This is a genomic window from Aliigemmobacter aestuarii, assembly GCF_004799285.1.
GTDB lineage: Bacteria > Pseudomonadota > Alphaproteobacteria > Rhodobacterales > Rhodobacteraceae > Aliigemmobacter > Aliigemmobacter aestuarii.
This window is the reverse complement of the sequence record NZ_SSND01000004.1, coordinates 68,718-92,298: the sequence shown is the minus strand read 5'-3', so window position 1 is coordinate 92,298 and position 23,581 is coordinate 68,718. Positions and strand designations below refer to the sequence as shown.

General features: G+C 66.4%; 24 protein-coding genes. 8 read left to right on the top strand and 16 right to left on the bottom strand.

Going from position 1 to position 23,581, the window contains the following annotated elements; all coding sequences use genetic code 11:
- Positions 1-136 precede the first annotated feature (136 nt).
- Both E7811_RS14075 and E7811_RS14070 read left to right on the top strand, forming a co-directional pair.
- Entirely contained in the window at positions 137-1,219 is a 1,083-nt protein-coding gene (locus E7811_RS14075; RefSeq protein ID WP_136395574.1) for a polysaccharide biosynthesis/export family protein, read from the top strand.
- Between the two features lie 7 nt (positions 1,220-1,226).
- A complete protein-coding gene (locus tag E7811_RS14070) occupies positions 1,227-3,365 on the top strand; it encodes a capsular polysaccharide biosynthesis protein (protein ID WP_246020461.1) in 2,139 nt (712 codons plus the stop codon).
- Here E7811_RS14070 and E7811_RS14065 read toward each other — a convergent pair whose 3' ends face one another.
- From E7811_RS14065 to E7811_RS14055, 3 genes are all read right to left on the bottom strand, one after another.
- Positions 3,366-3,863, bottom strand: a complete 498-nt coding sequence (locus E7811_RS14065) for a MarR family winged helix-turn-helix transcriptional regulator (RefSeq protein ID WP_136395307.1) — start codon at positions 3,861-3,863, stop codon at positions 3,366-3,368. It abuts the gene before it with no gap.
- A 140-nt stretch (positions 3,864-4,003) separates the two neighbouring features.
- Entirely contained in the window at positions 4,004-4,276 is a 273-nt protein-coding gene (locus E7811_RS14060; RefSeq protein WP_136395306.1) for an FAD assembly factor SdhE, read from the bottom strand.
- Positions 4,273-4,674 (bottom strand): helix-turn-helix domain-containing protein, encoded by a 402-nt coding sequence (locus tag E7811_RS14055; protein WP_136395305.1) that lies wholly within the window; start codon positions 4,672-4,674, stop codon positions 4,273-4,275. The genes E7811_RS14060 and E7811_RS14055 overlap by 4 nt, the downstream gene beginning before the upstream one ends.
- A 108-nt stretch (positions 4,675-4,782) precedes the next feature.
- On the opposite strand from E7811_RS14055, the gene E7811_RS14050 reads away from it, so the two are divergent.
- Together E7811_RS14050 and E7811_RS14045 are read left to right on the top strand one after the other, a co-directional pair.
- On the top strand, positions 4,783-5,985 hold the full coding sequence (locus E7811_RS14050) for a pyridoxal phosphate-dependent aminotransferase (RefSeq protein ID WP_136395304.1): 1,203 nt from the start codon (positions 4,783-4,785) through the stop codon (positions 5,983-5,985).
- Between the two features lie 121 nt (positions 5,986-6,106).
- Entirely contained in the window at positions 6,107-6,547 is a 441-nt protein-coding gene (locus E7811_RS14045) for a hypothetical protein (RefSeq protein WP_136395303.1), read from the top strand.
- Here the strand turns inward: E7811_RS14045 and E7811_RS14040 are convergent.
- From E7811_RS14040 to E7811_RS14015, 6 genes are all read right to left on the bottom strand, one after another.
- Positions 6,529-7,908 carry an MATE family efflux transporter gene (locus E7811_RS14040; protein ID WP_136395302.1) on the bottom strand — a complete coding sequence of 460 codons (1,380 nt, stop codon included), beginning with the start codon at positions 7,906-7,908 and terminating at the stop codon, positions 6,529-6,531. The genes E7811_RS14045 and E7811_RS14040 overlap by 19 nt on opposite strands.
- A 75-nt stretch (positions 7,909-7,983) precedes the next feature.
- Positions 7,984-8,964: a nickel/cobalt transporter gene (locus E7811_RS14035; protein ID WP_246020459.1), complete on the bottom strand. Its 981-nt coding sequence runs from the start codon at positions 8,962-8,964 to the stop codon at positions 7,984-7,986.
- Positions 8,949-9,611, bottom strand: a complete 663-nt coding sequence (locus E7811_RS14030; protein ID WP_168733038.1) for a DUF1007 family protein — start codon at positions 9,609-9,611, stop codon at positions 8,949-8,951. Before E7811_RS14030 ends, E7811_RS14035 begins: the two co-directional genes overlap by 16 nt.
- 82 nt (positions 9,612-9,693) lie before the next feature.
- Positions 9,694-10,287 (bottom strand): class I SAM-dependent methyltransferase, encoded by a 594-nt coding sequence (locus E7811_RS14025; RefSeq protein ID WP_136395300.1) that lies wholly within the window; start codon positions 10,285-10,287, stop codon positions 9,694-9,696.
- A gap of 99 nt (positions 10,288-10,386) precedes the next feature.
- Positions 10,387-11,454 carry a polyphosphate kinase 2 gene (gene ppk2, locus E7811_RS14020; protein WP_136395299.1) on the bottom strand — a complete coding sequence of 356 codons (1,068 nt, stop codon included), beginning with the start codon at positions 11,452-11,454 and terminating at the stop codon, positions 10,387-10,389.
- 327 nt (positions 11,455-11,781) lie between these two features.
- Positions 11,782-13,554: a LuxR C-terminal-related transcriptional regulator gene (locus E7811_RS14015; RefSeq protein ID WP_168733037.1), complete on the bottom strand. Its 1,773-nt coding sequence runs from the start codon at positions 13,552-13,554 to the stop codon at positions 11,782-11,784.
- 176 nt (positions 13,555-13,730) lie between these two features.
- On the opposite strand from E7811_RS14015, the gene E7811_RS14010 reads away from it, so the two are divergent.
- Complete coding sequence (locus tag E7811_RS14010) at positions 13,731-14,378, top strand: glutathione S-transferase family protein (protein ID WP_136395297.1); 648 nt, start codon at positions 13,731-13,733, stop codon at positions 14,376-14,378.
- A gap of 185 nt (positions 14,379-14,563) precedes the next feature.
- Positions 14,564-16,519 carry a DNA topoisomerase IV subunit B gene (gene parE / locus E7811_RS14005; RefSeq protein WP_136395296.1) on the top strand — a complete coding sequence of 652 codons (1,956 nt, stop codon included), beginning with the start codon at positions 14,564-14,566 and terminating at the stop codon, positions 16,517-16,519.
- A gap of 20 nt (positions 16,520-16,539) precedes the next feature.
- Here parE and E7811_RS14000 read toward each other — a convergent pair whose 3' ends face one another.
- Positions 16,540-17,007, bottom strand: a complete 468-nt coding sequence (locus E7811_RS14000) for a L,D-transpeptidase (protein WP_246020457.1) — start codon at positions 17,005-17,007, stop codon at positions 16,540-16,542.
- 332 nt (positions 17,008-17,339) lie between these two features.
- Between E7811_RS14000 and E7811_RS13995 the strand changes: the two genes are divergently transcribed.
- The gene (locus E7811_RS13995; protein ID WP_136395295.1) at positions 17,340-18,446 is read left to right on the top strand and encodes an acyltransferase family protein; all 1,107 of its coding nucleotides are present in this window, start codon (positions 17,340-17,342) and stop codon (positions 18,444-18,446) included.
- A 49-nt stretch (positions 18,447-18,495) separates the two neighbouring features.
- Here the strand turns inward: E7811_RS13995 and E7811_RS13990 are convergent, their stop codons facing one another.
- The gene (locus tag E7811_RS13990) at positions 18,496-18,933 is read right to left on the bottom strand and encodes a hypothetical protein (RefSeq protein WP_136395294.1); all 438 of its coding nucleotides are present in this window, start codon (positions 18,931-18,933) and stop codon (positions 18,496-18,498) included.
- A gap of 136 nt (positions 18,934-19,069) precedes the next feature.
- On the opposite strand from E7811_RS13990, the gene E7811_RS13985 reads away from it, so the two are divergent.
- Positions 19,070-19,519 (top strand): DMT family transporter, encoded by a 450-nt coding sequence (locus E7811_RS13985; protein ID WP_136395293.1) that lies wholly within the window; start codon positions 19,070-19,072, stop codon positions 19,517-19,519.
- Positions 19,520-19,523: 4 nt separating this feature from the next.
- On the opposite strand, the gene E7811_RS13980 is transcribed toward E7811_RS13985, so the two are convergent.
- From E7811_RS13980 to E7811_RS13960, 5 genes are all read right to left on the bottom strand, one after another.
- Complete coding sequence (locus E7811_RS13980) at positions 19,524-19,919, bottom strand: c-type cytochrome (protein ID WP_246020455.1); 396 nt, start codon at positions 19,917-19,919, stop codon at positions 19,524-19,526.
- A 68-nt stretch (positions 19,920-19,987) separates the two neighbouring features.
- Positions 19,988-20,665 carry an ABC transporter ATP-binding protein gene (locus tag E7811_RS13975; protein WP_136395291.1) on the bottom strand — a complete coding sequence of 226 codons (678 nt, stop codon included), beginning with the start codon at positions 20,663-20,665 and terminating at the stop codon, positions 19,988-19,990.
- On the bottom strand, positions 20,658-21,944 hold the full coding sequence (locus E7811_RS13970) for a lipoprotein-releasing ABC transporter permease subunit (RefSeq protein WP_136395290.1): 1,287 nt from the start codon (positions 21,942-21,944) through the stop codon (positions 20,658-20,660). Before E7811_RS13970 ends, E7811_RS13975 begins: the two co-directional genes overlap by 8 nt.
- A 42-nt stretch (positions 21,945-21,986) precedes the next feature.
- Positions 21,987-22,934: a class I SAM-dependent methyltransferase gene (locus E7811_RS13965; RefSeq protein WP_168733036.1), complete on the bottom strand. Its 948-nt coding sequence runs from the start codon at positions 22,932-22,934 to the stop codon at positions 21,987-21,989.
- Positions 22,935-23,171: 237 nt separating this feature from the next.
- Positions 23,172-23,537 (bottom strand): hypothetical protein, encoded by a 366-nt coding sequence (locus E7811_RS13960; protein ID WP_136395288.1) that lies wholly within the window; start codon positions 23,535-23,537, stop codon positions 23,172-23,174.
- Between the last annotated feature and the right edge of the window lie 44 nt (positions 23,538-23,581).

The window sequence follows — 23,581 nt, the reverse complement described above, 5'->3', positions numbered from 1 at the left end:
CCGTGCTGGCATTTTCCTGCCTCTTTCGATAGGTTTGCACAAAAAACTTGAGGCAGTATCCAGTAAAGGAGCCCGAGCAGTGGTTTTTTCGGCATCAAGAGGGGCCAAGGCATTGGCCCTTGTCGCGCTTGTGGGCATGGTCGCGGGCTGCGGTCTGCCCCGCCCCGGCCCGAACAAGAAGGAAATCTTCGCAGGCTCGGTACTGAACGAGGGCGATGCCTTCATTGTGACGGTGAACAACCGTGTGACCCAGGCCACCTCGGTCATCCCCGCCTTCGGCTTCGGATCCGATTTCCGCAATGCGGGCGTGGTCGGGTCTGACACGATCTCTGCCGGCGATATCCTTGCGCTGACCGTGTTCGAGAACGTCAAGGACGACCCGCTACTGGGCAATACCGGCCAGCGCGTGAGCCTGCTGGATCAGGTGCAGGTCGATGGTCAGGGCTTCATTTTCGTGCCCTACGCCGGGCGGATCAAGGCCGCGGGCCAGACCCCCGAAGGCCTGCGCCAGGCGATCACCCGCAAGCTCGACACGCAGACGCCCGACCCGCAGGTGACGGTGCAGCGCGTGGCGGGCGACGGATCGTCGGTTTCGATCTCGGGCGCGGTCAACGGCCAGGGCGTCTATCCGATCGAACGGCCGACGCGCACGCTTTCGGCCATGCTGGCCAAGGCGGGCGGGATCGCCATCGAACCCGATGTTGCCATCGTGCGCGTGACGCGGGGCGGCAAGACCGGCAAGGTCTGGCTGCGCGACCTTTACGAAAATCCGGGGCTCGACATCGCGCTGCGCAACGGCGACCGCATCACGGTCGAGCGTGACAACCGCGCCTTTACCGCGCTTGGCGCCACCGGCACACAGAACCGCGTACCCTTCGAGACGCAGACCCTGTCGGCGATCGAGGCCATCGCCCAGGTCGGCGGCCTGTCGGCGGTGACCGCGGACCCGACCGGCGTCTTCGTCTTCCGCAACGAACCCGCCGAAATCGCAAATGCCGTTCTGGGCCGCAACGACCTGATCGGCGATCAGCGCATGGTCTATGTGCTGGACCTGACCCAACCCACCGGCATGTTCGAGGCACGCGATTTCGTGATCCGTGACGGCGATACCGTCTATGTGACCGAAGCGCCCTATGTGCAGTGGCAACGCACCATCAGCGCGATCACCGGCACCACTGGCGCCGCCTCGTCACTGGGCAGCGTCGGGTCGGGCGGCTGAGGCGGGATTGACCGAGGCGCGCGCGCATTCCGAAGCCGCCGGGGCCATTCCCCGGCGGCTTTACCATTTCAACGCAGGGTTCCTGCGACAGCGGCGGCTGCGCGAGATCCTGGCCGCGGCGGGCCATTCCCTGCATCTGGGCAAGCCCCGGCCGGGCGACGGCATCGTTGTCTGGGGCCGGTCGCCCTATGCCCGCCGGGGCGAGGCGATGGCCGCCCGGACAGGCCTGCCCCTGATCCGGGTCGAGGATGCGTTCCTCCGCTCGGTCCGACCGGGGCGGATGGGGGGTGCGGGGCCGCTCGGTCTTTTGATCGACCCGTTCGGGGTTCATTTCGATGCGACCGCGCCGTCGCTGATCGAACATCACCTGATGACCGATCCCTTGGACAATTCCGACTTGCTCACAAGGGCGCGTGACGGAATCGCGCGTCTTCAGGCTTCTGACCTTTCAAAATACAATATTCATGAGGCCACGCCCCCCCTTCCCCCGGCGGGCTATGTGCTGGTCATCGACCAGACGCGGGGCGATGCTTCGATCCGCCATTCGGGGGCCGATGCCACGACCTTTGCCCGGATGCTGACCGAGGCGCGGCTGGATCACCCACGCGCCCGGATCGTCATCAAGACACATCCGGAAACCGCACTGGGCCTGCGGGGGGGGCATTTCGGGCAGGCCGATTGCGACGACCGGACCACGCTTTGCGCCGACCCGGTTTCGCCCTGGCGGCTACTGGAAGGGGCGATCGCGGTCTATGTCGTGTCGTCGCAAATGGGGTTCGAGGCGATCCTCGCCGGGCACAGGCCGCGCGTCTTCGGCCAGCCGTTCTATGCGGGATGGGGGCTGACCGAGGATGAACAACCCATCCCGCGCCGCACGCGGCAATTGACGCGGGCGCAGCTGTTCGCGGGGGCGATGATCCTTGCGCCCACCTGGTACGATCCGTGCCGGGGCCGGCTGTGCAGCTTCGAGGAAGCGGTCGATCAGCTTGAGGCAGAGGTGCGCGCCTTCCGCGAGGACCGCCAGGGCCATGTCGCCCTTGGCATGCGGCTGTGGAAACGCCCCCACCTGCAGGACTTCTTCGGGCGGGAAAGGGCGCTGCGCTTTGCCGACAGTGCGGAACGCGCGATGCGGTTGGCCGCGGCCGACGGGCGTTCCCTGATGGTCTGGGCCGGACGGGAACCGCCGGGCCTGCCCCCTGCCACCGCCGTCCGGCGGGTCGAGGACGGGTTTCTCAGGTCGCGCGGGCTGGGGGCCGGTCTGGTGCCGCCCCTGTCGCTGGTCGCCGACGATCTGGGCATCTATTACGACCCGTCCCGCCCCAGCCGGCTTGAGGCGCTGATCGCCGCGGCCCCGCCACCGGGTGGCGTCGCGCGGGCCGAAAGGCTGCGGGCGCGCATCGTCGCGGCAGGGGTGACGAAATACAACCTGCGCGACCAGGCCCCGCCCGCCGATCCGGGGGAAATGGTGCCCGTGCTGCTGGCAGAACCGCCGCCCGATCGCGACAGGGCAGCCGCCTGCGACGGGCGCCTGCGCCTCCTCGTGCCCGGGCAGGTGGAGGATGACGCCTCCATCCGGTTGGGGGGGGGCGAGATCCGCACGAACCTTGGCCTTCTGCGACGCGCGCGCGCGGCCCATCCCGAGGCGCTGATCACCTACAAGCCGCATCCCGATGTCGAGGCGGGCCTGAGGCCGGGAACGATCGCCGAGGCCGACTTGCGCGGTCTTGCCGATCATGTCGCGCATCAGGCCGATCCGCTGGCGCTTCTGGCCCGGACAGACGAGGTCTGGACCATGACATCGCTTCTGGGTTTCGAGGCCCTCTTGCGGGGCATTCCGGTGACCTGCCTTGGCGCGCCCTTTTATGCCGGCTGGGGCCTGACGCGCGATCTGGGGCCGGTGCCCGAACGGCGCCTGCGTGCGCCCGACGGCCATCCGCTGCCGCGCCCGCCGCTTGCGCAGCTGGTCCATGCGGCGCTGATCGCCTATCCGCGCTACCGCGACCCGCAGAGCGGCCTGCCCTGCCCGCCCGAGGTGATCGTGGACCGACTGGCCGGCGGCCCCCTGCCCCGGCGCGGCCTCGCAAACCGCCTTCTGGCCAAGGCACAGGGCGCGCTGGCCGCCCATGCCTGGCTGTGGCGGCGCTGATCAGTAGATATAGCGGATCTGTTCGCTCCAATAACGTTCCATCCGCTTCAGCGCGCTGTTGATATCCTCGACCCCCGTCGCATCGACAAGGCCCCGCTTTTCGATACCGGCGGCATGGCGGGCGAAAAGCTCGGCCACCTGGCCGCGCACCCTGCGGCCCTTTTCCGTCAGCCGCACCCTGACCGATCGCCGGTCGATTTCCGACCGCTGGTGATGCATGAAGCCGAGTTCCACCAGCTTCTTGAGGTTGTAGCTGACGTTCGAGCCCTGATAGTAGCCGCGCGACTTCAGCTCGCCCGCCGTCACCTCGTTCTCGCCCACGTTGAACAGCAGTAGCGCCTGCACCGGGTTGATCTCGAGGATCTGCAGGCGTTCGAATTCATCCTTGATGACATCCAGAAGCAGCCTGTGCAGCCGTTCAAGTAGCGACAGTGTTTCCAGATATCCCAGCATGAAGGCCTTTTGCGACCCGTCGAGCACGGGGGAATGGATGGTCATTCCGAAACTCCACCAATGTTGCGTCTGGTGGGGAATTTCGCGCACGAAAAGGAAACATTCCGTAAACTGTTGGCAAATTCTCGGAAAAATCGGCGCGTGGGTCTGCCCCTGCCGCGCCTCAACAGCGCCTCAGCCGCGCCTTAGCCGCGTTCAAGCCGCGCGCGGGCGAAGGCGCCGATCTCGGTGATCAGCCCGGCAAAGCGGTCAGGCGCGGGCACCTGCCCCAGAACCCAGGGCAGGATATCCTGATCGTTTTCAAGAAGAAGCGCGTCGAAAAGGTCCAGCCGGTCGGGCGACAGGCCTTCCAGATGCGCATCCGCCCAGGGGCCAAAGACCAGATCCATCTCCTTGGTCCCGCGCCGCCAGGCGCGCATCCGCATCCGTTTCAGACGCGCTTCCGGGGTTTCGGTCATTCAACTTCCTCACGCAGCAAGGCCCGCAGACGTTTTTCCATCTGCCCCATGTCCTTGACAAGAACAAGCATCTGCGCGCGCATCCGCGACAGATCGGCCAGTGCGCGGCGTGCGTCATCTGAAAGGACGGTGGGCGCAGCCGGGCCTTCGAGCCCTTCGCCTTCGCCGGTCAGAAGCCAGCGGATCGACACGTTCAGAAGACCCGCCATCATCTGAAGCCGGTTCGCGCGGGGCTCCGACATGTCGTCCTCCCAGGCCTGGATCGTCTTCAGCTTCACGCCCAGGCGACGCGCCAGCCCTTCCTGCGACAGGCCCTGCGCCTCGCGGGCGCCGGCCAGCCTGTCTCCGAAGGTTGCGGTCTTTTCACTGAACCAACTCTGGTCAGGGGTTCCCGTCATCTCGCCTCTCCTTGTCCGATATCGCTTGATCGCGTTTCAGGCGCACCCTAAGACACCGAGGCCCGGATTTCAAACCGATGCCCCCCGAACCCCTCTGGAGCATGCGCCATGGCCTTCCTTTCCGATACACTTGCCCGCGTGAAACCCTCGCCCACGATCGCCGTCACCACCAAGGCGGCCGAACTGAAGGCGGCGGGGCGCGACGTGATCGGCCTTGGCGCGGGGGAGCCCGATTTCGACACGCCGCAGAACATCAAGGACGCGGCGAAACGGGCAATCGACGAGGGCCGGACGAAATACACCGCCGTAGATGGCATCCCGGAACTGAAGCGCGCGATCTGCGACAAGTTCCAGCGCGAGAACGGGCTGACCTATCAGCCGAACCAGATCACCGTGGGCACCGGCGGCAAGCAGATCCTCTACAATGCGCTGATGGCGACCTGCAATCCGGGCGACGAAGTGATCATCCCCGCGCCCTATTGGGTGTCTTACCCCGATATGGTGCTGCTGGCGGGGGGCACGCCGGTGATTGTGACCGCCACGCTGGAAAACGCCTTCAAGATCACCCCGGCAGAGCTTGAGGCGGCGATCACCCCGCGCACCAAATGGTTCATCTTCAACTCGCCTTCGAACCCCACCGGCGCGGGCTATACCTGGGACGAGTTGCGCGCGCTGACCGATGTGCTGATGCGCCACCCGCATGTCTGGGTGATGACGGACGACATGTATGAACATCTTGTCTTCGACGATTTCGAATTCTGCACCCCCGCACAGGTGGAACCCGGCCTTTACGACCGCACGCTGACCTGCAACGGGGTCAGCAAATCCTATGCGATGACCGGATGGCGCATCGGCTATGCGGGGGGGCCTGTGCATCTGATCAAGGCGATGGCGACGATCCAGTCGCAATCCACCTCGAACCCCTGTTCGGTCAGCCAGTATGCCGCGCTCGAGGCGCTGACCGGGCCGCAGGAATTCCTGACCGCGAACAAGGCCCTGTTCCAGCGCCGCCGCGATCTGGTCCTTTCGATGCTGAATGCCACCCCCGGCATCCAGTGCCCGACGCCCGAGGGGGCCTTCTACGTCTATCCCGATATCGCAGGCTGCATCGGCAAGACCAGCGCAGGCGGCGCGAAGATCACCGATGACGAGGCCTTTGCATCGGCCCTGCTGGAAGAGACCGGCGTCGCGGTGGTGTTCGGCGCGGCCTTCGGCCTGTCGCCCAACTTCCGCATCAGCTATGCCACCTCGGACAAGGCGCTGGAAGAGGCCTGCCGCCGCATCCAGACCTTCTGCGCAGGCCTGACCTGAACGCCCGGCATGGCCGGGGGCCAGATTAAGGCCCGCGGTCAGGCCGGGGGCAAACATTCCTTTGGCGCCCGGCGGGGTTCTGCTACAGTGCGTGGCAACAACGGGCAGCAGACGGGACAGCATGACAGGCGATCTTCCGGACTATTACTTCCGGATCCGTGACAACGGGGCGGCGGTTTTTCGTGTGGACACGGAAAACCGGCAGCGCCGCATCGACATGGAAGAGATCGCCATGGTCAACGTCAAGAACGGCAACATCAAGCCGCATGGCGATTACCAGCTGACGGACAGCGACCTGTCGGTGATCCGCGACTGGCTGGACAGGCGACAGTCGATGCTGGCACGGCGCGACATCGACGACATCTTCCGCACCATCGACCACCTGAACCTGACCGCGCATTGGGCGCAGACCCGCGCCGAAGAGGAGGCGCTGGAGGAAGTGACCGATGCGCTGCTGCTGGCGATGCACGACCTGCGGTCGGTCCTGGTGCGCAAGAAGGCGGAACGGCTGATGCGGCAGGCCGAGGCCGAGGGAAAGGCCGGTCAGGACGCGGCGGAATAGGCCGGGGCAGTCTCGGGTGCCGGCGCCCTGCGCCAGAAGCGCGCCATCAGGCTTGCTGCGGCGCAGGCCAGCCCCACCACCAGGCCAAGCCACAGCCCCGCCGGACCAAGACCCAGCGGGAAGGCCAGCGCATAGCTGACGGGGATGCCGATCAGCCAGTAGCTGATCGCGGCATAGATCATCGGCACCCGCGTGTCCTGCACCCCGGCCAGAAGGCCAAGCGCCATCACCTGCGCGGCGTCGGCCAGCTGGAACAGCGCCGCGCAGGCCAGAAGCGTCGTCCCGATCGCGAGGATCGCCGCGCGGTCCGGGTCGGCATCGTCCAGGAACACCGCGATCATCGGTTCGGGCAGCAGCAGGAACAGCAGGACCGTGACCCCCGCGAAGGCAAGCGACATCACGATCGCCACCTTTGCCCCCAGCCGCAGCCCTGCCGCATCGCCCGCACCATAGGCGCGGCCGGTCAGCACCGTGACTGCGTTGGACAGCCCGACATGGACCATGAACGTCAGTGCCGTGATCTCGAGCGCGATGCCATGGGCGGCCAGTTCCACCGTGCCGATCCAGCCCATCATCAGCGCCGAGGCGTGGAACAGCCCGCTTTCCGCAAGCCCTGTCAGCGCCATCGGCGCGCCAAGGCGGAAGACCTGGGCAAAGGCCGGCCAGTCGGCGCGCCAGAAGCGCACGAACAGCTGGAAGCGTCTGAGGCTGGGCAGCAGGGCGGCATAGGCACACAGGATGACCACGCTGAAGACCTGCACCGCGACCGTGGCGACGGCCGATCCCAGGACACCCAGTTCCGGCGCGCCCCAGTTGCCGAAGATCAGCGCCCAGTTCAGCGCCGCGTTCACGAAGACGGCCGCCACCGTCACCCACAGCACGACCTGCGTCCGCCCCATCGCGGCCAGATAGCTTTTCAGCACCATGACCCATAGCGCCGGGATCATCCCCAGCCCTGCGATCCTGAGGTAATCGCTGGCCAGCGCCGCCACATCCGGCTTTTGGCCAAGCGCCAGCAGGACGGGCGCCGACCACCAGAACAGCGGATAGCAGATCACCCCGAACATCGCCGATTGCCAAAGCCCCATCCGGGTGACGCGGCGCACCTGAACGTCGTCGTCCTGGCCATGCGCCGTGGCAACCAGCGGCAACACCGCCTTGGCCGAACCCGAACCCAGGATGAAGACCACAAAGAAGGTCGACGCGCCCAGAACCCCCGCCGCAAGCGGCAGGACCCCATACCAGCCCAGCATGATCGTGTCCGTCACATGCAGGCCGAACTGGGCCAGATGGCTGCCGATCAGCGGCAGCCCCAGGACCAGAATGGCCCTGGCGTGATGGGGGGATGTGTTCGCGGTCATGGCCAAGCCATAGCCCGCCCCGATGAAAGCGGCAAGACAGCCCCGGCAGGCCTGCCGCCTTTCGGACGCGGCGGTTCAGATCGCGGTCATCAGCATCCGTGCCGCGACCAGCGCCACCACCGCGCCGACAGCCAGTTCGAGGACCGGCAGGGCGCGTGCCACGCTGCGGCCCGGAAGCGCGGCAAGCGCGCCCTCGCGCGCCCAGACCGCCATCGCCGCGACCGCGACAGTGACCGTCGCCGTGCCCAGCCCCATCGCGAAGGTGCCAAGGATACCCGCCCCCGCGATGCCCATCTTCCACGTCAGGATCAGCAGGAACAACGCCCCCGAGCAGGGCCGGATGGCGATACCGGCGATCAGCGCCAGAACCGCCCGCAGGTCGGTTGCGCGTTCGACCTCGACCAAGGTAGGCGCATGGGCATGGCCGCAGCCGCAAGGCTCGTTATGGTCGTCGTCGTGGTCGTGGCCGTGGTCGTGGTGGTGATGGGCGTGGTGGTGATTGGCCGGCTCGGGATGTGGGGGGTGGTGATGCGCAGCGTCGTGCGCGGCAACCTGCCGCGAGATCCCGCGCCCGCCGCGCCAGACAAGCCAAAGCCCGATGCCCAGGATCGCCAGCGTCCCCACCGGGTCCAGCACGGTTTCGGCCATCCCCTCGACATGCTGGCGCGTCCAGCCCAGAAGGGCGATGAACCCGTAGACCAGCGCCACGGCGACCGCCGCCTGCGCCAGCGACGACAGAAGCGCGATCGCCGCAAGACGGCCCAGGGCCACGCGCCGCGCCATGCCGTAGCCACCGATCAGCATCTTGCCATGCCCCGGCCCCGCGGCGTGAAAGAAGCCATATCCGAAGGCCACCGCCAGCAGCGCCAAGACCGCGCCGGGATCACCCGCGCGGATCGCCCGCACGGCCCCTGCCATCTGGTTCTGGACGCTGCGCTGGCTGTCGGCGACCCAGGACGACAGCGGCGCGGTCAGGCCAAGCGCCCAGACCGTGCCAAGGACCAGCGCCACCGCCAGCCCCGCCAGCAGAAGGCCACGCATCACGGCGCCGGACATGTGATCCGCACCTCTTCGGCATAGGCCGCGCCGATCGCGGGGAATTCGGCATCCTCGCCCGCGTATTCCTCAAGCGCCTGCGCGAGGATGGCGTCGGCGGCGGCCCGGTCGGGTTCATAGATCACCGCCTCGCAGCCTTCGGGCGGGCTGCCTGTCAGCGTCGTGGCCTTTGCGATCACATAGCTGGTGTAGAACCCCGGATCATAGACCTGCACCACCAGCGGCGCGGTCATCGCGACGGGCGTCTCGAACCGGCGCAAATGCGTGGAAATCAGTCGGCCGCCTTCGTAACGGGCCGAAGATTCGGCCGGGCGCGACAGGGCCAGCGGCGTCTCGCCCGACAGCGCATAGGTATCACCCGGGAAATCCGCATCCCATTCCATGTCAAAGCCGTTGATGGCTGCGTTTTCCGCCTCGGTCAGCACACCATCCATGTCGGGGTCGAGCCCCTGTTCCTCGATCACCACAAGCGAGAAGAGCTCGTCATAGGCCCATTCGATGCGCAGCGCCTCTGCCTGGCCGCCGGCGTCAAAGATCACCTCGACCCCGGCATCGATGAAGACATGAGGATGCGACAGGGCAGGCTTCGCCGAAAGCATCGCCACGCCCGCCATTGCCAAGCCAAAGGCCCGCAGTCCCTTTCGCATCCTGACCGTCATCCCTGTCCGCGAAGCCCCCTCATCGCGCCTGTCGGCCCGGACCCTAGCGCATCCGTGTCCTTCCGGCCAATCACGGCTTTTCCGCCACGAAGTCGATCAGCGCCGATTTGCCGACATGGCCGGTGCCCTCGGCGATCTCGCGATCCTCGTCGCGCGCCACAAGCACGCGCCAACCGGGGAAATCCGCGCGCAGCGCGTCGAGGGTATAGAGGTTTTCCACCGCCCGCGGGCCGCCGGTGCCATAGCCGATCTGACGTGGGGCATAGCCGTGCAGGAAAACGCGCCCGCACGGTCGCAGGCCGCGCGCGATCCCCTTGTGGATCGCCTCACGCAGCGCGGGGGCGGCGAACTGGATGAAGATCCCCACGACCGCATCCCAGGGTCCGGCGTCCCAGTCCCAGTCGGCGATGTCGGCCTGCCGGGAATCCACCGTGACGTCCCGTGCCCGTGCCAGCGCGCGCGCCTTTTCCAGCGCCACGCCCGAGGCTTCCATCGCGGTCACGCGAAACCCCTGCCCCGCAAGCCAGACGGAATTGCGCCCTTCGCCATCGGCCAGGGAAAGGACACGCCCGCCCGCCGGGATCAGCCCGGCATGGGCCGGCAGGAACGCGACCGGGTCCGTTCCGAACAGATAACCGGGCCCCGCAAACCGTTCATCCCACATCGCACGCCCCCTCGCACCGCCATCCGCCCCTATCTGGGGTGGCGGCGGCGCGAAGGCAAGCGTTCTGGACGGTGTCGGGCCGGGCCAAGCCGGGCGGGATCAGCGCCCCTTGCGGATATCGGGATGCAACGCCGTATCAAGGATATGGGTCGCCCCCCGGATCACCTGCGCGGCACCGCCCACGATCAGCGGATCGACCTCGCCGATCACCGACCAGTCCTTGCCGGGATAGTCGATCGAGGACAGGAAATGCCGCATGCAGTTCAGCCGCGCGCGCTTCTTGTCGTTGGACTTGACGATGGTCCAGGGCGCATCGGCGGTGTCGGTGTAGAAGAACATCGCCTCTTTCGCCTCGGTATAGTCGTCCCACTTGTCGAGGCTGGCCTTGTCGATGGGGGACAGTTTCCACATCTTCAGGGGGTCCGTCTCGCGCGCGGTGAAGCGGCGGCGCTGTTCATCGCGCGTGACCGAGAACCAGTATTTGTAAAGTCTTATTCCCGACCGGACGAGCATCCGTTCGATCTCGGGCGCCTCGCGCATGAATTCCATGTATTCCGCGGGCGTACAGAAGCCCATCACCCGCTCGACCCCGGCGCGGTTGTACCAGGACCGGTCGAAGAAGACGATCTCGCCCGCGGTTGGAAGATGCTCGATATAGCGCTGGAAGAACCATTCGCCCTTTTCCTTCTCGGTGGGCTTGGTCAGCGCGACGACGCGCGCATAGCGCGGGTTCAGGTGTTCCATGAACCGCTTGATCGTGCCGCCCTTGCCTGCCGCATCGCGGCCTTCCATCAGGATCACGAATTTCTGGCCAGTGTCCTGCGCCCAGATCTGCACCTTCAGCAGTTCGGCCTGAAGCCGGGCCTTTTCCGTTTCGTATTCCTTGCGGCCCATCGGCCGGGCATAGGGGTAGCGTCCGGATTCGAAAGCCTCACGGATGGTGTTTGAATCGACGGCCGGATATTTCTGCGGCCCCTTCCGGCCAGCCTTGGGCTGGACTGCAGGTTCGGCGGCGGGTTCGGCCACGGGTTCGGCGGAGGGCTTGACCGGCGCGGTCGCGGCGTTCGACGAAGGCTCAAGGACATCGGCCCCGACCGCCGCAGCCTCCAACACTTCCGCATCGCCCCCTTTGGACAGACCTTCCTTGTTCGGCGCCTGGTCGTTCATGCAGCGTCTCCTCTTTCCTGACTGACCCTGCAATCATACGACATTCTGCCGCAGCCCGCCTTGATCCGGGTCAAAATCGGGCGCATCGGAAGGGCAGGAAACGGGCCGTGACGGCGCGTCGAAGCGGGGCGCTGCAGGTGAAAGGGGCGGCGCAGCCCCAGCCGACGCCGCCCCTCCAGGGGACTTTCTACAGGTGATGAAAATGTCTTTTCTTTCAACAAACGCTCGCAGAGGAAACGTCGTATCCCCTCTCTAGCCGCGGCATCAGGCGCGCGCATACCCCGAATGGGGTAGAGGCGGAAAAAACCCGATCGGCGGCAGGACTTTCTAGTTGCGCCCCGGCAGCAGCGGACGCAGCCGGTCAAGCGCGGTCTGCCATTCGGCGAAGAACAGCAACTGCCCCGTCCCCGGCAGGAAGGTGACGTCAAGCGCGGGGAAGTCACCCATCAGTTCGCGGATCGTCAGCATGGGCGTCTGCGGGTCCTGATCGCCCTGAAGCAGGACGACCGGCACGGCGGCGGCCCGCACCAGATCCGACCAGTCGCGTTCGCTGTCGATGCACTCGGCGGTAAAGGCCTCGTGCGCCGACCATTTGCGCGTCATGCAGACATCCGATCCAAGCAGGATCGCCTCGCGCACCTCGGGCTGGGCGAAGGCCTGCATGTCGGCGGGCGAGCCGCCGTTCACCTGTGTGAAGAAGGCCTCTTTCCCAAGCCGGCGGGCCAGCGAAAACCCGGCCTTGACCATGAAGGGCAGGACGCGCGGCGCATAGCGGGCATTGGCCAGGATGAACCGCTGCCACTTGTCCATGCGATCGTATTGCGCGGCGGTGCGCAGCGGCAGCTGCGCCGCGCATCCCACGATGCCGCTGACCAGCCCGGGGCGCATCTGCGACAGCTTCAGCGCAAAGCGCAGATCGGCGCCCATGCAGATCACTGCCACGCGGGACAGGCCCAGATGATCCAGCACTGCGGCATAATCGCGGCTGCACGCGGTCAGTCGCTCGGCCCCGCGGGGATGCGGATCAGTCCGGCCATAACCGGCCCGGACCGGCACGATCACCCGCAGGCCTTGCGCCACCGCCGCACGCTCTGCCGGCACGGGCCAGCGGATCAGGCCGTAATCCATGTGCATGAACAGGACAGGCACCCCGTCCGGAGCGCCGAATTCGATCCATTCCAGCCGCCGCCCGTCGCCCAGGCGCATCTCGCGGAAGGGGACGGGTTCCAGTGCGCCGTCGCCGCGTCGGCCATCGGCGGCGACGGCCGGGATCAGCGCCACATCCATCAGCCCCAGGACCACCCGCACCAGTTCGGACTGGCTGTGGGTCTCGGTCTTGGACAGGATCGAGCGCAACTGCGTCCGCACCGTCTCGACCGACCGGCCGCGCGCCTCGGCGATGTCCTTCAGCGGCAGGCCAAGCGTGATGGCCTGCACGATCTCGACCTCGGCCATGGTCAGCCCGAATGCCTCGCGCACGATCTGCTCGAAACCCTCGGGCCAGACGAGTTCGGTCGAAAGGATCAGGGCAAGCGGCGCCGTCCGGTCGCTTTCCACCGGGCTGACCCGCACGATCACAGGCCCCCCCGTCACAAGCGAGCGGATGCGCAGCGTGATCACTTTCTCGGCCCATCCGCCCGCGACCTTCAGGATCACGTCGCGCAGCGTGGCGATGTCATCGGGATCGAAGGGCAGATCGGCAAGCGGCGCCCCTTCGTCCACCGCAAAGGCAAGCCGCGCGGCACGGTTTGCCGCGACGATCCGCGATCCGCCATCGCTGAGAAAGGCGGCGGACCGGGGGATGTCCTCCAGCACAGACCGGTATGCGCCATCCTCGCGCGTCGCCTCGAACCGGTCGAGGAATACGGTCGCCCGTGCGGTATGCGCCTCGATCTCGGGGTCTTCCAGCGGCACGGCCCGTTCCAGCGTGCCCACACGCAAGGGGCCGATGCGGCCCTCCCAGACCTCCAGCAGTTCTTCCAGCCGAATGGGGTCGAGCGCGACATCATAGAGCCGGTCGACGATTTCGGCCTTGTGATCCCTCTCGGCCAGTTGCGCCCCCGGCGGCACCCGGCCCGAGCCCCTTTCGCGCTGTTTCATGGCAAGGAACATATCCTTTCGTACAGTGCCGACAAGAGAAATGGCGGATCAGTTGACCAAGCCGCCGCATCGCTGTTGCCTGCCGCAGGACGGACGGATTATCGTGACCGGCAGAGGCCGACACGGGCCTGCATCAGGGGCCTGCATCAGGGGCCTGTATCAGGGAAGTTTCCGACATGATCACCATCTATGGCGTCTACCGGTCGCGCGCCTCGCGGCCGCTGTGGCTGTTGGGCGAAATCGGGCTGGATTTCCAGCATGTTCCGGTCATCCAGGGGTATCGCCTGCCCGATCCGGCGGCACCGGGCGTGCAGATCAACACCACCTCGGCCGCGTTTCGCGCGATCAACCCGCAGGGCCAGATTCCGGCGATGACGGATGACGACCTGACGCTGACCGAAAGCCTTGCGATCTGCCAGCATATCGCGCGCAAATACGGCGGTCGGCTGGCGCCGCAGACGCTGAACGAACAGGCGGAAACCGACCAGTGGGCGCTGTTCGCCGCAACCTCGATCGAGGGGCCGGCGCTCGAGATGCTCTATGCCCAGCCCGGCACGCCCGAGGCCGACGCGAAGATTGCCGCCTCGGTCGAGGCGCTGCAACGCCCGCTGGCGCGGCTGGACGCGCATCTGGACGGCCGGGAATGGATGGTGGATGCCCGGTTCACCGTGGCCGACGTGATGGTCGCCGAATGCCTGCGCTATGCACAGGGCAACGCGGCGCTGATGGCCGCCTTCCCGAACGCGAAGGCCTGGCTGGAACGCTGCCAGTCGCGGCCCGCGTTCAAGGAGATGTGGGAGGCGCGGCTGGCCGAACCGGCCTGACGGCGGGGCGGGAGGGAAAATTCTTCGTACGAAGAATTTTCCGGGGGGCGCTGCCCCCCGCGCCCCCGGGATATTTGGGCCAGAATGAAGGGGCCGCCGGCAGGGCCGACACCATCCCTTGCGCCCCGGCGCTGCGGATGGTCTAATCCTGCGCCAAAGCCCAACAGAACAGACTCGAGCATCCCATGGCCAATGACCTGCTTTCCGGCATGCCGGACGACTACAACGCCTCGTCGATCGAGGTGCTTGAGGGGCTGGAACCGGTCCGCATGCGGCCGGGGATGTACATCGGCGGCACCGATGAACGCGCGCTGCATCATCTGGTGGCCGAGATCCTCGACAATTCGATGGACGAGGCGGTGGCGGGCCATGCCACGCGGATCGAGGTAGAACTGCACGCCGATTTCGCGATCACCATCCGCGACAACGGGCGCGGCATGCCGGTCGACCCGCATCCGAAGTTCCCCGACAAGTCCGCGCTGGAGGTGATCCTGTGCATGCTGCACGCGGGCGGCAAGTTCAACGGCAAGGCCTATCAGACCTCGGGCGGGTTGCACGGGGTGGGCGCCTCGGTCGTCAATGCGCTGTCCGACAGGATGCGGGTCGAGGTCGCGCGCAACCGCGAGCTTTTCGTGCAGGAGTTCTCGCGCGGCAAGCCGCTCGGGCCGGTGGCGAAGGTGGGCCCCGCGCCGAACCGTCGCGGCACGACCGTGACCTTCCACCCCGATGCCGAGATCTTCGGCCACCACCAGTTCAAGCCCGCCCGACTGCTGAAGATGGTGCGGTCCAAGGCCTATCTGTTCTCGGGCGTGGAAATCCGCTGGAAATCGGCGATCCCGGATGGCGACACGCCGATGGAGGCCGTCTTCCACTTCCCCGGCGGGCTTGCGGATTACCTGAGCGACACGCTGCAGAAGACCACGACCTATGCCGAAAGGCCTTTCGCCGGCAAGGTCGGCTTTCCCGACAAATACGGCGTGCCCGGATCGGTGGAATGGGCGATCAACTGGACGCCGTCGCGCGACGGGTTCATCCAGTCCTACTGCAACACCGTCCCCACGCCCGAGGGCGGCACGCATGAGGCGGGGTTCTGGTCGGCGATCCTGAAGGGCATCCGCGCCTATGGCGATCTGGTCAAGAACCGCAAGGCCGAACTGATTTCGCGCGATGACCTGCTGACGGGGGGCTGCGCGCTGGTGTCCTGTTTCATTCGCGAGCCACAGTTCGTGGGCCAGACAAAGGACCGGCTGGCCACCGAAGAGGCCGCGCGATGGGTCGAGGGCGCGGTGCGCGACCATTTCGACAACTGGCTGGCGGCGGATACGAAATCGGCCGGGGCGATCCTCGATTTCCTTGTGTTGCGGGCCGAGGAACGGCTGCGGCGCAAGCAGGAAAAGGAAACCGCCCGCAAGTCGGCGACCAAGAAACTGCGCCTGCCCGGCAAGCTGACCGACTGTTCGGCGAAATCTCGCGAAGGGACCGAGCTTTTCATCGTGGAGGGCGACAGCGCGGGGGGGTCTGCCAAGGGCGCGCGCGACCGCGAGACGCAGGCGCTTCTGCCGCTGAAGGGCAAGATCCTGAACGTGCTGGGTGCGGCCTCGAACAAGCTGGGCGACAATGCCGAGATCCGCGACATCTGCGAGGCGCTTGGCGTGGGGATGGGCACGAAGTTCAACCTCGACGACCTGCGCTATGAGAAGATCATCATCATGACCGACGCAGATGTGGACGGCGCGCATATCGCGAGCCTCCTGATGACCTTCTTCTTCACCCAGATGCGCCCCTTGATCGACAAGGGGCACCTCTACCTCGCCTGTCCGCCGCTCTACCGGCTGACACAGGGGCCGAAGCGGCTTTACGTCACCGATGACGCGGAAAAGGAATACTGGCTGGCCAAGGGGATCGGCGGCAAGGGCAAGATCGACGTGCAACGCTTCAAGGGCCTGGGCGAGATGGATGCCAAGGACCTGAAGGAAACCACGATGGACCCGAAAAGCCGCAAGCTGATCCGGGTGTCGATCGACGAGGACGCGCCGGGCGAAACCTCGGACTTGGTGGAGCGGCTGATGGGCAAGAAGCCGGAATTGCGGTTCCAGTATATCCAGGAGAATGCGCGCTTCGTGGAAGAGTTGGATGTGTGAGTGGACCCTTGTGACTTGAATTAATCCTTAACCACGATCGTCACATTCCCCTTCCCCACCGCCTGGACCGCCCGGAACAGAACCCTTGCGTTCTCGGGCGCCAGGCGGATGCAGCCGGCGCTGGCCGGGGTGCCGAGGCGCGAGACCTGCTCGGTGCCGTGGATCGCGTAATTGCCCCGAAAGAAGATCGACCAGGGCATCGGCGCGTTGTCGTAGATCGTGGAATAGTGCATCCGCACCAGCACCTGCGGGGTGAAGGTGCCGCGCGGCGTCCATTTCCCCGCCCGCGCGGTCGACACGGGCCAGTCGTGGATCGGGTGGTGATCCCACAGCACGACCATCCGCTGATCCGAGATGTCGACGACGACCCTCAGCGTTTCGGGGCTCGGCATCTCGGGCCGCGACATCTCGGCCTGGGCGTGACGGGGCAGAAGGCCCGAGAAGGCCATGAGAAGGGCCAGAACGATGGCCCGAACGGAAGCGCGCATCGCTGCATTTCCATCGCTCGGCATGGGAGGAAGGCTAACGCCACCGGACCCGCCCTGCCAAGCGGTTTTGGCCGCGGGCATGACGGCGGGGGCGCAATATGGGCGACAGTCTTGTGCCGAACCCGCCATTGACAGGACGGGAATCCTGCCATTTCCTTGAGGAATAATGTCTTTTGGCTGCGACGGCGTGCCTCGGCCCGCACGGAGCGGCGTCAGGGAGTTTGACCTATGCGCATTTTCGCCTGTGCAGAAGGCGCCTTCGGGGCAAGGCACGGGATTGCTCCGCGCGCCCCCGTTCATGACCGTGACCGGCCGGTGTCGGGTGGCGGGCCATGAGCCCCCGGCCAGCGACGCATATCCACGGGCTTGACCTGTTGCGCTTCGTCGCGGCGATGCTGGTCGTGCTGAACCATTTCGCGACCTACGCCACCGACCAGCCGGAGGTGACGATGGATCGCAGCCTGCGCGCCTACGATTATCTTGATCCCTTCGTCGGGATCGGGGCGACGGGGGTGCAGATCTTTTTTGTGATCTCGGGCTTTGTCATCGCGATGAGCGCGGCGCGGCTTTCCGGGGCCGCGGGCGCCATGCGCTTTGCGCTGGCAAGGATGACACGCATCTTGCCCGCGTTGTGGCTGTCGACCGCGATCAGCCTTGTCGCGTTGATCCTTTGCGGCTTCGATCCCGGCCCCCTGCTGGCGCGGGCGGCGCGGTCGGCGGTGCTGTCGCCGATCGGGCCCTATATCGACGGCGTGGTCTGGTCGCTGGTGGTCGAGGCGGTCTTTTACCTGCTGATCGGGCTGGCGATCCTGTGCTGGGCGCGCCTGCCGCTGGCCCGGATCGCCATTGCGCTGGGGCTGGCCAGTTCGGCCTTTCTGGCGCTGCTTCTGGCCGCAACGCTGACCGGGCACCACGGCGCGGCGGCCCTGATGGACCGTTTTCCGTTCAAGGTCTTCCTGCTGCATCACGGGGTCTTCTTCGCCATCGGGATGCTGGTCTGGCATGCGATGTCACAGCCCCTGACGCCACGCCTGCGGCTATTTCTGGGCCTGTTCACCGTCATGGGGCTGATCGAGTTGTGGCTGCTCAATCAGCCAAGCACGCCGCGGGCGATCGGGTCGATGCTGGTCTGGGCGGCGGCGATGGGGTGGCTCCTGCTGTCGATCCGGCGCCCGCTGTTCGCGTCGCGGCCGGGGCTGATGCGCTTTCTGGGCGATCTGAGCTATCCGATCTACCTCAACCACTACACCACCGGGATGGCCACGGTGTTCCTGCTGCATCAGGCGGGGGTGTCGGGCCTGCCCTCGCTGGTACTGGCCCTTGGCGTGGTGGGGCTGGCCAGCGTCGGCGTGGTCCTGGCCGAACGCAGGGTCCGCGCACGGCTTCGGCCCCTGATCTGGCCGGCGGTACCCGGACAGGCGGCGCGACCTGCACGCTGACCGGCGCGCCGACCGGTCGCCCCGCATTGCCCCCCGCCCCCGCGCGAAGTCAGCGCTTGCAGATCCGGATCTGCGGATCGAGCCGCTTGTATTCCTGGGCCGAGATCACATGAAATTCGTCGCGCCCGCCCAGATGGCGCCATTCGCGTTCGTAAAGCCGCCGCGCCTCGCCCCGCAGGAATTCGCCCATCCGCATGTCGAGCCAGTAATCCACCGCCGGGATACCGGATTTCGGCAACGTGCCGTGAAAGCCGATCCGCGCGCCGCGACCGATGCAGGCATTGGGCAGCGTGGTGAAGATCACGCAGGCCGAAAGGCATTTGCCCCGGATCTCGACCGCCTCGACCCGCGCGAGCGCCGCGCGGCGGGCGCGGTAGTCGTTGATGTTGCCACCGCCGTCATTGGCGATGACGACCGTTTCGGCCGCCACCGGTGCGGCCGTGGCAAGTGCCAGAACCGCAATGCCGATCATCCGTGCCAATCGCATTCCGTCCGTCCCCTGCGCTGCCTGACGGAAAAAACCAAACCATGCCCCCGGCGCCTTCGCAAGCACCCCGCCGGTCACGTTTGCGAGTCTCCGCCGAACCTGCTTAAGTGCGCGCATCCCGGAATGGAGAGCGCCGATGACCCCCGAAACCCTTCGCTTTGCGGCGGTGATGCTGGCCGCGGGCATCGGCATCCCGCTGCTGGCGGCGCTGAATGCCCGGCTTGGCGCGCGGATCGGATCACCCGCCGCGGCGGCGACGGTGCTGTTCGTGGTGGCGCTGTCGGCGACCTTTCTGGTGTTGCTCGCCACCGGCGGCACGCGCGCCCTCGCGTCGTTGCCGGGCCAGCCGAAGCACCTGTTTCTGGGCGGGCTTCTGGTTGCCTTCTACGTGCTGTCGGTGACCTGGGTCGCGCCCCGGTTTGGGGTGGGCAACGCGGTGTTCTTCGTGCTGCTGGGGCAGATGATCTCGGCCGCGACGATCGACCATTTCGGCCTGTTCGGCGCGATCCAGAAACAGGTGACGCTGACGCGCGCGGGCGGGATCGGCCTGATGGCGGCGGGGCTTTTCCTGATTCAGCGCGGCTGACGGGTCAGCGCGGCAGGGCGCGGATGTATTCGGCCAGTTGCACAAGGCGCAGGGGCGTCGGCGTCGGGATGCCGTCACCGGAATCGTAAAGCACCGTCTCGCCTTCCAGAAGGTCGCCGAATTCGGGCATCACGGCCTGTGCGGCGGCATCGCCCTGATAGCCGTAGATCTTGCTCATCACGCGGGCGGCGGGGAAATCCTTGCCCTGCGGCAGCCGGGTCAGGTCGGCGGGCGCCCGGGCCATCGTGGCGGCGACCGCACCTTTGCCCTTGCCATCCGCCCCGTGGCACGAGGCGCAGAACGTCGCGAAATCCTCGGCCCCGGTCGGGGTCGGTTCCTTCGGCATCGTCGCGATGCAGCCGGCCAGCGCCAGCGTCACGATCGTTCCCCCAAATGCCATGCCCCGCATGTCGGCCCTTTCCTGATGAGATGTCCAGAAAACCACGTCACCGGCACCGAAACAACCGGTCAGACGATCCGGCCCTGATCCAGCCGCACGATCCGGTCCATCCGGGCGGCAAGGTCAAGGTTATGGGTCGCGATCAGGGCCGACAAGCCGGTTTCGCGCACCAGGTCCATCAGCGCGCCGAACACCTGGTCCGAGGTCGCCGGATCGAGGTTTCCGGTGGGTTCGTCGGCCAGAAGAAGCCGCGGACCGTTGGCCAGCGCCCGGCAGAAGGCCACGCGCTGCTGTTCGCCGCCCGAAAGGGCCGCCGGCCGGTGACCGGCGCGCGGCGCAATTCCCACGCGCGCCAGAAGATCCATCGCCCGCGCCTCGGCCGCCTTGCGGGCGACGCCGTTGGCAAGCTGCGGCAGGGCGATGTTTTCCAGGGCCGTGAACTCGGGCAGCAGGTGGTGGAACTGATAGATGAACCCCACGTCGCCGCGCCGCGCCTCGGTGCGGGCGCGGTCCGACAGGCCGCCCATCTCGCGCCCCGAATGCAGCACCCGACCGCTGTCGGGCGTGTCGAGAAGCCCCGCGATGTGCAGAAGCGTGGATTTCCCGGCGCCCGATGGCGCCACCAGCGCCACGACCTCGCCCCGTGCGATGGACAGGCTTGCACCGCGCAACACGATCACCTCGGACGGCTTGCCGCGGTTGTAGCCCTTTTCGATCGCCTCCAGCGTCAGCACCGCGTCATTCATAGCGCAATGCCTCCACCGGGTTCATCCGGGCCGCGCGGCGGGCGGGAAAGATCGTGACGATAAAGGACAGGCCCAGTGACAGCGCCACGGCCGAGACCACGTCGGACAGTTGCAGCTTTGCGGGCAGGTTGTAGATGCCCCGGATCGACGGATCCCACACCCCGCCGCCCGAGACGTAGTTCACGAAGGAAAAGATCGGATCGATATAGATCGCGAAAAGGCACCCCAGCACCACGCCAAGCGCCGTTCCCACCAGCCCCGTGGACGCCCCGCAGATGAAGAAGACGCGCAGGACCGATCCTTCGGTCAGGCCCATCGTTCGCAGGATGCCGATATCGCGCCCCTTGTTCTTCACCAGCATGATCAGCCCGGAAATGATGTTCATCGACGCGATCAGGACAAGGATCGACAGGATGATGAACATCACGTTGTCCTCGATGTCGAGCGCGCGCAGGAACGATCCGGCACTGTCCCGCCAGGTCCACAAAAGCGCATGTTCGCCCGCCGCCATCGACAGGTCCACCGCGTGGCGGTCGACGGTTTCGGGGTCTTCGACCATCACCTCGATCTCGTCGGCGAAGCCCTCGCGGTTGAAATAGCTCTGCGCCTCGGCAAAGGGCATGTAGATGCGCGTCTTGTCGATGTCGTAGCGCCCGGCGGTGAAGATGTAGACGACCTCGTAGGCATTCACCCGCGGGCTGGTGCCGAAGGCGGTCTTGACCCCGTCAGGCGAAATCAGCCGGATGCGGTCGCCCACGGACAGGCCCAGGTCGCGCGCCAGCACGGACCCGATCGCCACGCCCTCGTCGAACAGGGCCAGATCGCCTTCGGCCTCGGCCCCATCGCCCACGCGGGGGATCGTGCGCAGGTCTTCGGCGCGGATGCCATAGACATCGCCGCCCGCGTTCTGCCCGTTTGCCGTGGCCATGATCTGCCCGCGCACCAGGGGCGCGGCGCGGGTCACGCCCTCGACCGCGCGGATGCGTTCGGCCACCGCGTCGAAATCGGGGAAACCGCGCAGGCGCATCCCGTTCTCGTCCAGCCGTTCCTGGGCGTAGACGGTCACATGCGCATTGGCCCCCAGGATCGTGTCGACGAATTCGGCCCGAAAGCCCGCCCGCACCGCCAGCGTCGCGATCAACGCGAAGACCGCCAGCGTGATCCCGACAAGGCTGATCAGCGTCATCACCGAAATGCCGCCCTCGGCCCGTTTCGCGCGCAGATAGCGCCAGGCGATCATCCATTCGAACGGGGCAAAGGGGGCGGTGCGGTTGGCCATGTGCGCCTTGTGGCTTGGGCGGCCGTCGCGGTCAAGCGGGGCTTACTTGGCCGGTTTCAGTTTGGCGGAACCCAGCCGCATCAGCTTGTAGACGGTCAGCTGGTTGCGGTTGATCCCGGCATGGATGCACTGGAACCCGTCCCTGTCATACCGCCGCATCGCGGTCTGGAAGGCATGGAAATGCCCCATGTAGTCCGCATCATCCACCAGATGCCCCTGAACCGGGTTGGTGATCACCAGAACGGACTGCCGCGCCAGCCGGGTGAATTCCCCGATGATCGCCATCCAGTCCTTCGGGTGGCAGTAATGTTCCAGCGCGTCGAAGCACAGCACGGTGTCAAAGCTCTTGCGTTCGAACGGATAGGGCACATGACCCGCGTCAAACAGGCGCACATCTAGGCCCAGGCTTTCGATGATCGGCTGATAGGGCCAGCGTTCGATCGTCCCGTCCCCGCGGTTCAGATGGTGGTCGTCCTTCATCTGCGTCAGGTCGACCTCGTTCACCCCGCGAAAGCGGCTGTCGGCCCCTTCCTTCCGACCGAGGAAATTGGCGAAATCGTTCCCGACCACCCGGTGCCCGAAATGGCGCAGGATTTCCAGCGTCGCGCCATGCGCGGTGGACATCTCCAGCACATCGCGCGGCGCGGCCCCCTCGACGATCAGTTCGGGCATATGCTGCAGCAGGATCGCCCAGGACCGACGGATGTTCTTGAAGCGCACGACATATTTGCGCTGCACGGTCTTCGATGTCAGTTCCAGACCTTCCGGGGTCAGGTCATAGGGTTCGGTGAATTCCTCGGGAGGGGCCTCGCCGAAGGCCGCGATCACCTCGTTCACCGACGCCTGCTTGGGCGTCTTCGTTTCAAGGAACTGCGCATAGAATTCGGCCCGCAACTCGTCGAGATAGGTCAGATAGCCGGCGTATCCGTCCTTCTGGCCTGCGGGATATTTGCGTTCGTGTTCGATAAGCTCTGCGTGGTTCAGCCGCACTGTGCCTGTCCCGTTTAAAAACTGCTCACACCCGGGTGTCATGCCGCACCCTTCGGGCCAAGGGTAATTCCTTGAATCGGCGGGACAAAGAAAAACCGCCCGGCCCGGCGGGCGAAATCCGCTCAGGTGTGTCCTGCGGGATTCACCTGACAAGGGTCTTAGCGCGACAGGATGCGGAGCCATGCCGGGCGGGGTGTCCGCCGACCGCGTCAGGGTGCGAGATACCGAAAGGCCGCCTCACCGCTCCAGGCGCGCAGCCTCTGCGACAAGGCCCGTGCCTCCGTGCGCCTCGGAGCGCGGGATCCGGTCGCCCCGACCGTGGTCATACCTGATGACGGCCCGCAACCGCCCGTGTGCGGGATGTTGCAGGACATCCAGACAGAAAATCGTCATCCGCCCGAAGATCAGGCCCTGCCGTAGCAGGCCAGACGGCGCGTCAACCGACAGGTCACGGCGACAGGGACCATGTTCGACCGATGTCACCTCATGACGCCGAACCCGCCATTCCGTGCCACGGTCGTCGATCGCGCTGATCGGGAAACGCCCCGAAAGGGCGGCGATCGTTGCGGCGCGCCTGTCATCGTCCGGCGCCCTGACGGTCAACCAGACTAGGCAGGATGTCCGAAAACGACGAGGCACAGCAGGGA